The 9948-nt window shown below is 64.5% G+C and carries 8 protein-coding genes; all 8 read left to right on the forward strand.

Annotation, left to right across the window (positions count from 1 at the left end):
- The first annotated feature begins 101 nt into the window (after positions 1-101).
- The 8 genes from AC1DUU_RS13100 to AC1DUU_RS13135 all read left to right on the forward strand — a co-directional run bounded on the left by AC1DUU_RS13100 (position 102) and on the right by AC1DUU_RS13135 (position 9880).
- Positions 102-923: an ATP-binding cassette domain-containing protein gene (locus AC1DUU_RS13100; RefSeq protein ID WP_476783860.1), complete on the forward strand. Its 822-nt coding sequence runs from the start codon at positions 102-104 to the stop codon at positions 921-923.
- Complete coding sequence (locus tag AC1DUU_RS13105; protein ID WP_476783853.1) at positions 916-2409, forward strand: amidohydrolase family protein; 1494 nt, start codon at positions 916-918, stop codon at positions 2407-2409. Before AC1DUU_RS13100 ends, AC1DUU_RS13105 begins: the two co-directional genes overlap by 8 nt.
- Positions 2406-3314, forward strand: coding sequence for a CobW family GTP-binding protein (locus AC1DUU_RS13110; RefSeq protein WP_476783854.1), 909 nt, complete (start codon positions 2406-2408; stop codon positions 3312-3314). Before AC1DUU_RS13105 ends, AC1DUU_RS13110 begins: the two co-directional genes overlap by 4 nt.
- 23 nt (positions 3315-3337) lie before the next feature.
- On the forward strand, positions 3338-4792 hold the full coding sequence (locus AC1DUU_RS13115; protein WP_476783855.1) for a M81 family metallopeptidase: 1455 nt from the start codon (positions 3338-3340) through the stop codon (positions 4790-4792).
- Between the two features lie 153 nt (positions 4793-4945).
- Complete coding sequence (locus AC1DUU_RS13120) at positions 4946-6199, forward strand: sarcosine oxidase subunit beta family protein (RefSeq protein ID WP_476783856.1); 1254 nt, start codon at positions 4946-4948, stop codon at positions 6197-6199.
- Positions 6200-6214: 15 nt separating this feature from the next.
- Entirely contained in the window at positions 6215-6484 is a 270-nt protein-coding gene (locus tag AC1DUU_RS13125; RefSeq protein ID WP_476783857.1) for a sarcosine oxidase subunit delta, read from the forward strand.
- Entirely contained in the window at positions 6481-9354 is a 2874-nt protein-coding gene (locus AC1DUU_RS13130) for a sarcosine oxidase subunit alpha family protein (protein ID WP_476783858.1), read from the forward strand. The genes AC1DUU_RS13125 and AC1DUU_RS13130 overlap by 4 nt, the downstream gene beginning before the upstream one ends.
- Entirely contained in the window at positions 9347-9880 is a 534-nt protein-coding gene (locus AC1DUU_RS13135; RefSeq protein ID WP_476783859.1) for a sarcosine oxidase subunit gamma family protein, read from the forward strand. The genes AC1DUU_RS13130 and AC1DUU_RS13135 overlap by 8 nt, the downstream gene beginning before the upstream one ends.
- Positions 9881-9948 lie beyond the last annotated feature (68 nt).

Below are 9948 nucleotides of genomic sequence, written 5' to 3' on the forward strand. Positions count from 1 at the left end.
TGTCGACGATGTGCTGAGCCGCCCCAAGCATGCCTACACGCTGCAATTGCTCAACGCGCGGCCGAGCTTCGGTGCCGGTCACATGCAGGCCGAGGTGAGCCATGGCTGATGACGCTTTGCTCGAAGTGCGCGGGCTGGTTCGCCATTTCACCTTGTCGGGCCGGCTGTTCGAGAAGCCGCGCCAGCTCACCGCCGTCAACGACGTCAGCTTCACCATCAGGCGCGGCGAAGCCTTTGGGCTCGTCGGCGAAAGCGGTTCGGGCAAGTCGACCATCGGGCGCATCATCGCCAGGCTCACCGAACCGAGTGCCGGCTCGGTGAGCTTGGACGGCGGCGATTGGCTCGCTTTGCGCGGCAAGCCACTGCGCGACAAGCGCCGCGACGTTCAGATGGTGTTCCAGAGCCCCTATGCCTCGCTCGATCCGCGCTGGCGGGTGCGCGACATCCTGGCCGAGCCGCTCAAATCCTACACCGACCTCAGGGGGTCGGCACTGACGGCGCGCGCGGCTGAACTGATGGAGCAGGTCGGCCTCAACCCCGACTGGCTCGACCGTTTCCCGCACCAGTTCTCGGGTGGACAGCGCCAGCGCATCGCGATCGCCCGCGCGCTGGCCTCCAGTCCGAAGCTTTTGATCGCCGACGAGCCGGTCTCGGCGCTCGACGTTTCCAGCCAGGCGCAGGTGCTGCAACTGCTGCGCAAGATCTGCACCGAGCAGGGCCTGGCGATGCTGTTCATCTCGCACGACCTGTCGATCGTCGATCACCTGTGCCAGCGTGTCGGCGTGTTGAACCGGGGTGTGCTCGAAGAGGTCGGCCCGACATCAGAGATTTTCCGCACGCCAAAGTCCGACTACACCCGCCGGCTGATCGACGCCGTGCCGGGCAAGAAGCGCCGCGCCGCTGAAAGGGTCGCCCATGCATRACATCGTGATCAAAGGCGGGCGCGTCATCGATCCCGAGACCGGCCGTGACGAAGTAGCCGACATCGCCATATCGGGCGACAGGATCGCTGCCATCGGCGCCGATCTTGGCCCGGCGCATCGCATCATCGACGCAACCGGCCTCATCGTTGCGCCCGGCTTCATCGACCTCCACGCACATGGCCAGTCCGTGCCTGCCGACCGCATGCAGGCCTTCGATGGCGTGACCACCGCCCTCGAATTGGAAGTCGGCGCCTTGCCGGTCGGCGGCTGGTACGACGCGCAGGCCAACACCGCGCGCCTGCTCAACTACGGCACCGCTTCCGCCTGGGTCTTTGCCCGCAAGGCGGTGATGATCGGGATGGAACTCAAGCCGGGCGAAGCGCCGATCACAGTCATGGGGCGCGGCTTCGACGACCCGCGCTGGTCGACCGATGCCGCCACCGAAGCGCAAGCAAACGAAATCGTGGCACTCACCCGCAAGGGTATCGAGGAAGGCGCACTTGGCATCGGCATTCCCGCCGGCTACGCGCCCGGCGCTGGCGCCAAGGAAATGAGCCTGATCTGCGATCTGGCCGCCGAAACCGACACGCCGACCTATACCCACATCGCGCAGATGTCGAACATCGACCCGAAGAGCTCGATCGAGGCCTATGTCACACTGATCGGGCTGGCGGGTGCGACAGGCGCGCACATGCACATCTGCCACCTCAACTCGACAAGCCTGCAGGATGTCGAGCGCGCGGCGGCCATCATTGCCAAAGCCCAGGCGCAAGGGCTGAAGATCACCACCGAAGCCTATCCCTATGGCACCGGCTCGACCGTGGTCAGCGCCGGGTTCTTCGTCGACCCGGCATTTTCGGCCCGCACCGGCACYGGCTACGACGCGATCGAACTGGTCACCACGCACCGCCGCCTCGACGGCATCGACGATCTCAAAAAGGTCCGGCAGGCCGATCCCTCGGCACTGGTGCTCTGGCACTTCCTCGACACCGAGGACAATCCGCGTCACCGCGCGATGCTCGACGTCTCGGTGATGTATCCCGGTGGCGCCATTGCCTCCGACGCCATGCCGTGGAGCCAGCCGGACGGATCGCCCTATGAGGGCAATGAATGGCCGCTCGGAGCAGACAAGACCGCCCACCCAAGGTCCTCGGGCACCTTCACCCGTTTCTTGCGCCAGTGGGTGCGCGAGCGTGATGCGATCCCGCTTGTCGAAGCGATCGCCAAATGCACGCTGATACCGGCCCGGATCGTCGAGAGCTGCGCGCCGTTGTTCAAACGCAAGGGCCGGCTGCAGCCGGGCTGCGATGCCGACATCGTCGTCTTCGATCTCACCACCATCGCCGACCGCGCCACCTTCGCCGAGATGAACCTGCCGGCCGAAGGTATGCTCCACGTGCTGGTCAATGGTCAGGCGGTGATAGCGGACGGCGTCCTCGACCGCGCGGCAGCACCAGGCCGCCCGATCAGGCGAGGTGATGCGTGAGCGTCCCGGTCCTCGTCGTCACCGGCTTCCTCGGCGCCGGCAAGACGACATTCATCAACCAGCTGTTGGTGCGCTCCGACGGCCGCCGCATCAGCGCCATCGTCAACGACTTCGGCGCCATAAACATCGACGCCGAACTGATAGCTGACGCCGCCGACACAGTTGTTGGCCTGAAGAACGGCTGCATCTGCTGCTCGCTGCAAGGTGACCTGCTGCGGACGCTCAAACTCGTGCTCTCCCAGCCCGTCAAGCCCGACCACATCGTCATAGAAGCATCAGGCGTCGCCGATCCCAGGGGCATCACCGAAACGCTGATGGACCCGATCCTGTGGAACGACATCCGGCTCGATGCGGTGGTCGCCGTCGTCGATGCCGATGAGGTGGCTGCCAATCCCGGCCGCATGCGTGACGAGCTGTGGCGCGCCCAGGTTGAAGCAGCGGATTTCATCGCCCTGTCCAAGACCGGACTGAGCGAGAGCTCCAGCGAGGCGCTCCGCGCGGAGCTGGTTTGGCTCAACAAGACGCTGGTCTTCGAGACCGACGGCGATGCCATGCCGATCGAAGCACTGCTTGTCGCTGAGCGGCCTCAGGCCCAGCCTGGCCAGGCAAAGGTCGGGGCATCGCGCTTCACTTCGATCGAGTGGCAGTCGGCAGGCTCTGTCGCGCTCGATCGTTTTCAGGCCGGCATGGACCAGCTTGCGCCACAGCTCATCCGTGCCAAGGGCATCGTCAATTTCATCGAGCGGCCCGGCCAAAGTTTCCTGCTGCAGATGGTCGGGCGGCGCGCCACCTTGCGCCCATTTCCGAAATTCGAGCCCGATTGCCGCCTCGTCCTGATCGGCGAGGCCAGCGTCATCGACACCGAGACGGCGCATGCCCGCCTCGCTGAAATCTTTGCCTCATAACCCGCAAGCGGAGTTGTCTATTCATGCGCGTGTTCAGTGCCGTCCTTGCGACCGAAACCAACACATTCTCGCCCATCCCCACTGGCTTGACTGCCTTCGTTGAAGGTGGCGACTACTATCCTGCCGGCCAGCATCCTGATCACATGACGCTTTACGGCGGCCAGCTGTGGGCAGCGCGCGAACGTGGCCCCCGCGAGGGCTGGACCCTGTTCGAAGGCTTGAGCGCCTCGGCAGAACCGGGCGGAACCACCACCCGCCATGCCTATGAGACGCTGCGCGACCAGTTGCTCGACGATCTCCGCGCCGCCCAGCCGGTCGACATGGTGTTGATGTCGCTGCATGGCGCCATGGTTGCCGAAGGTTACGACGATTGCGAAGGCGATATCCTCGCCCGCATTCGCGCGATCGTCGGTCCGGATACGGTCGTTGGCTGCGAACTCGACCCGCATTGCCACATGACTGCCGAGATGATCGACAATGTCGACATCCTGCTGACCTACAAGGAATACCCCCACACCGACGTCTATGAATGTGGCGTCCAGCTTGTCGATCTCTGCCATCGCATCGCCACCGGCCAGATCAAACCAAAGGCGGCCCTTGTCGACACCGGCATGGTCACCTTCATCCGCACCACCACCGAACCTGGGCTGTCGATCATCAGCGGCATCCGCGCCATGGAGCAAAAGGACAAGGTGCTGTCGGTGTCGATCGCCCAAGGCTTCCCCTGGGCCGACGTGCCCGAGATGGGAACGCGCGTGGTGGTCTACACCGACGACAATCAAGACCTTGCGCAATCGCTGGCACGGCGGCTGGCCGACGACCTCTATGCCATGCGTGCCGAGATCGTGCCACCGATGCCTTCGATCGACGAGGCGCTGGACCAGGCACTCGCGGCACCCGTGGGAACCGTTGTCATCGCCGATACCGCCGACAATGCTGGCGGCGGTGCCGCAAGCGATTCAACCTTCTTCCTCGCCCGAATGCTCGAGCGCGGCATCCGCGACGCCGTCATCGGTCCGCTGTGGGACCCGATCGCGGTACGGCTGGTGTTCGAGGCCGGCGAGGGTGCTGTTTTGCCGCTGCGCGTCGGTGGCAAGATCGGGCCAAGCTCGGGCGATCCGGTCGATGTCAACTGCCGTGTCGTGGCGCTGAAGCGCGAGCTGGTGATGACCGGCCTTGGCGGCGTGCCGTCGCCGATGGGCGATTGCGCGCTGATCGATTGCGACGGCGTCGAAATCCTGCTCGCTTCCGAACGCTCCCAGGCGATCGACACCGACCTGTTCACCGGCATCGGCTGCGATCTGGCAGGCAAGCGCATCGTGGTGGTCAAGTCGACCCAGCACTTCCGCGCATCCTACGAAAAGGTCGCAAGTGCCGTGATCTACGCCGCCTCGAAAGGTACCGTCACCTCGCATTTGTCCAGCCTGCCCTACACCAGGATCAGGCTTCCGAAGTGGCCGATTTCCACGACCGCCTAGTAGGGTAGCGTCGAGACCAATTCACCCTCTGGACATATATGTACATTGCCATTAGTTTCCTCCCGGTTCGGGAGGATTCCTATGCCTGTGCGGGCGTCAGCCTCGCATCATCCCGATCAGGCATAAGACGAATATTTTCCAGGAAATGGCATAATGACCCGCCGCTACTCCGCGCTGTCGCTGATCAAGGAAGGTTTTGCCGGCCAGAAGGGCTGGAAACCCGCCTGGCGTACGCCCGAGCCGAAGAAGACCTATGACGCGGTCATCATCGGTGGTGGCGGGCATGGCCTGGCAACCGCCTATTATCTGGCCAAGACTCACGGAATCACCAACATAGCCGTGCTGGAAAAGGGCTGGATCGGCGGCGGCAACACCGGCCGCAACACGACGGTCGTGCGCTCCAACTATTATTATCCCGAAAGCGTTGCGCTCTACGGCCTGGCGCACAAGCTCTACGAGGGCCTGTCGAAGGAGCTGAATTACAACGTCATGCTCTCCCAACGCGGCATGGTCACGCTTTGCCACAGCATCGGCGAGATGGAGATCGCCGCGCGCACGGTCAACGCCATGCAGATCAACGGCACCGACGCCGAGCTGTTTTCGCCCGAAGACGTCAAACGAGTCGCCCCGATCTTCAACTTTGCACCTGATGCACGTTTTCCCGTATTCGGCGGCGTGTGGCAGGGCAGGGCCGGCACCGCCCGCCATGACGCGGTCGCCTGGGGTTATGCGCGCGGCGCGAGCGCGCTCGGCGTCGACATCATCCAGAATTGCGAGGTCACCGACTTCATAGTCGAGGGCGGCCGCTGCCGCGGCGTGCACACGTCGCGCGGCAGCATTCGCGCCGACCGCATCGGCATGGCGGTCGCGGGCCATTCGTCGGTGCTTTCGGCAAAGGCCGGTTTCCGCCTGCCGATCAATTCTTATGCGCTTCAGGCCTGCGTCTCCGAACCGGTCAAGCCGATCCTCGACACAGTCGTGTTGTCGCCGGGCACCGGCGTCTATGTCAGCCAGTCCGACAAGGGCGAGATCGTCATCGGCGGCGCGCTCGATCGCGTGCCCTCCTATGGCCAGCGCGGCAATCTGCCGACGCTTGAGGGCGTCATTTCAGGGCTGCTCGAAATGTTCCCGGCTTTCGGACAGCTCAAGCTGATGCGGCAATGGGCCGGTATCGTTGACGTGGTGCCGGACTCGTCGCCTGTGATTGGCGAGTCGCCGCTGCCTGGCCTCTTCCTCAATTGCGGCTGGGGTACTGGCGGCTTCAAGGCGATCCCGGCTGGCGGCACCTTGCTTGCCCATCTGCTGGCGACAGGCAAGCACAACGACATCAGCCGCCCCTTCGATCTCGACCGCTTCGTCACCGGCCGCCTGCTGGACGAAGCCGCCGGTTCCGGCATCGCGCATTAGGACCTGGAGTCAATCATGCAGCTCTTTTCCTGCCCCTTCTGCGGCGCGCGCGACGAGACCGAATTTCACTTTGGCGGCGAGGCCGGAAACCTCCGGCCCGATGGCGCTGATGTCACCGCCGATCGCTGGGCCAATTATCTCTATATGCGCGACAACCCCAAGGGCGCGGTCCGCGAAGTCTGGGTGCACATGAATTGCGGCGAGTTCTTTGTCATGGAGCGCGACAGCGTCAGCCACAAGGTCGGCTCATCGACATCGCTCGACGGTGCGGAGCACGCCCAATGACCGCGACGCGCCTGTCTTCCGGCGGCAGCGCCATCGATCGCTCCCGCCAGGTCTCGTTCACCTTTGACGGCCGCACGGTGCGGGGATTTGAAGGCGACACCATCGCCTCCGCCCTGCTTGCCAGCGACGTGGCCGTAGTCGGCCGCAGCTTCAAATACCATCGCCCGAGGGGCATCTGGGGCGCCGGCGTCGAAGAGCCGAACGCCTTGGTTGATGTCAACGGCAGTGTCGCGACAACCCCGAACACACGCGCAACCACCGAGCTGGTGCTCAACGGCATGATCGCCAGAAGCGTCAACGCATCGCCCAACGCTGCCGCCGACCGCAACGCCTTCATCGACCGTTTCTCGCGCTTCATCCCCGCTGCCTTCTACTACAAGACATTCATGTGGCCCGACTGGCATCTGTTCGAGCCGCGCATCCGTGCGGTCGCGGGGCTTGGAACGGTCGACACGGACTGGCAATCTCCAGGGCCGGCCGACCAGATCAATCGCCATTGCGACGTGCTGGTGGTTGGTGCGGGGCCCGCCGGCCTGGCTGCGGCCAAGCTTGCCGCCGGCACTGGGCAATCCGTCATCCTGGTCGACGACCAGCACAGGCCGGGCGGCTCGCTCAATCATCGCGCGGGCGAGATCGACGCCAAGCCGGCTTCCGTCTGGATCGACGAGACGGTCGGGGACCTTTCCAGGGCAGGCCATACGGTTCTGCTGTCCACCACCGCCTTCGGCATCTACGATCACAATCTGGTCGGGCTGAACCAGCGCCATGGCGATGGACGGCCCGATAAGCTGTGGCGGGTCAGGCCGCGCCAGATCGTGCTGGCCACCGGCGCCATCGAGCGGCCGCTGCCTTTCGCCAACAACGACCTGCCCGGCATCATGTCGGCCGATGCGGCCCTGATCTATCTCAGGCGCTACGCAGTGCTGGTGGGACGGCGTATCGTGGTGGCCGCAAACAATGACAGCGCCTACGAGGTTGCGGGTGCCTTGGCTCAAGCCGGTGCCGACGTCACGCTGGTTGAGATGCGCAAGGACGCACCGGCTGCGCCCAAGGGCGTCAGGCAGGTTGCAGGCCGCCTGGTCGTATCTGCGCGCGGAAAAATGCGCGTCGAAGGCGTTGAGCTGGATGATGGTACTAGCCTCGCAGCAGATTGCGTTGTGGTATCGGGCGGCTGGACGCCGACCATCCATCTGTTCTGCCAGGCGAGGGGCAAGCTCGCCTGGAGCGACGAACGTGCCGCCTTCCTGCCAGGCGATCCAGTCGAGGCCACCGCCGTCGTCGGTGCGGCGGCAGGCGCGGTCTCGCTGGCGGAGGTCTTCGAAGGTGCCGCTAAAGCGATGCCGCGCGGGACCAAGGCCGCCGCGCCGCGCAGCACCGGTGTGGAAGCGACCGGCGRCATCCTCGCCGCTTGGCCGATCCCAGGTGCCAAGGGCCGCGTCTGGATCGACTACCAGAACGACGTGACCGCCAAGGACGTCGAGCTCGCGGCGCGCGAAAACTTCATCTCGGTCGAGCATCTCAAGCGCTACACCACACTTGGCATGGCGACCGACCAAGGCAAGACCTCGAACCTTGCCGGACTGGCATTGATGGGCGCCGTCACCGGTCGCACCGTGCCGGAGGTCGGCACCACCACCTATCGCCCGCCTTTCACGCCGGTGCCGCTGGCAAGTTTTGCTGGTGCGCGCGGTGGCGAGCTGATGTCGCCGGTGCGCCGTCTGCCGCTCGAAAACGCCCACCGCGCCCAAGGCGCCGTCTTCCAGGAATATGGCGGCTGGCTGCGGCCTGCCCATTATGGCGGTGCGGATGCCGACCGGGCGATCCAGGACGAGGCGCGGCGTGCCCGACAGTCGGTCGCGCTGTTCGATGGCTCGACGCTTGGCAAGATCGAGGTGATGGGCCGGAAGGCGGCCGAATTCGTCGATTTCATCTATTACAACACCATGTCGACGCTGAAGCCCGGCCGCTGCCGCTATGGCTTCATGCTGTCGGAAAACGGCGTGGTCTTCGATGACGGCATTCTGGTGCGGCTGGACGAGCACCGCTTCGTCGTCTCTTGCTCCAGCTCGCATGTGGCTGCCGTGCACGCTCGCTTAGAGGAATGGCGGCAGGATCGTTTTGGCCGTGACGCTGTCTACATCCACAACGCCACCTCCGAGATGGCGACGATGACCGTTTCCGGCCCGAACGCCAGGAAACTGCTCGCGGCATTGAACCTTGGCCTTTCGCTCGATGATGCCGATCTGCCGCACATGGCGATGGGCGAGGGCACGTTCGAAACCGACCCGGTTCGTGTTGCCCGCGTCAGCTTTACCGGCGACCGCAGCTACGAGGTCTCGATCCGCGCAGACAAAGCGGAGCGCCTGTGGGCGCGCACGCACGAGGCCGGCAAGGCGCACGATGCAGTGACCATCGGGCTCGAGGCCCTGATGATCCTGCGCGCCGAAAAGGGCTATATCGTCATCGGCAAGGACACCGACGGCACCACACTGCCGCATGATCTCGGCGTCGATGGCCCGCGCGTGAAGCGCGCGACCGAATATGTCGGCCGCCGCTCGCTGTTCACCGATGTGGCCGTGCAAGCGAACCGCCAGCAGTTGGTCGGCCTCGCCGTCGCTGAGGGCGAAGAACCACTGGCGACTGGCGCGCATAGCATCTCGCGTGAGGGTGGCAAGATCAGGAGCCAGGGTTTCGTGACGTCGAGCTACCACAGTCCGACGCTTATGCGACCGATAGCGATTGGCCTGATCGAGCGCGGGGCAGCGCGCCATGGCAAGACGATCGACATCCAGCACCTCGGCATGGCCCGGCGCGCGACGATCACCGGCCCTTGCGCCTTTGATCCTTCCGGAGAGCGGCTCAATGCGTAATCTCGCTGAAAAATGGACAGCCATACCGGATTGGCAGACAGCCGTCATCGACACATCGGGCCTTGCGATCCGTTCGCTGTCCGGCTTGAACCAGTTTCTCGTCAGCGGCAACCTCGCTGCCTGGAGCAAGGCATCTGGTGTAGCGCTTGAGCCGATAGGCGCATTCGGCGCGGCAAAGGGTGGAACTAGTACGATTCAGGTCGCGCGCGACCGGCTGCTGGTCGTGTCTGCCGGCCCGTCCTCCGTCGGCCAAGGCTGGCACCACGAGGGCTTCGCCGTGACCACGGTCAGTGCCGGGCTCCAGATATTCGAGATCGAAGGTGCGACCGACGAAGTCATCGCGCGCGCAACGACGCTTGATCCAAGCAAGGCGAGCGCTTCGGCGGCTATCTCGTTTGCCGGCATCAATGCCGTTGTCTATCGTCACGGCGAAAGGCTCCGCGTCCATGTCGATCGTGGCCTTGCGACCTATTTCTGGACCTGGGCGGCAACCGTCAGCGGCAATATCGCAAGCACCGAAGCCTGATCCTCACCCGGCCTCTTCGACGGAACTCTAGAGCGCCCGTTGCAGCTTTTCATAGCGCTTGACCAGCC

The sequence above is a fragment of the Aminobacter sp. P4_H6_2 genome, from assembly GCF_056400805.1.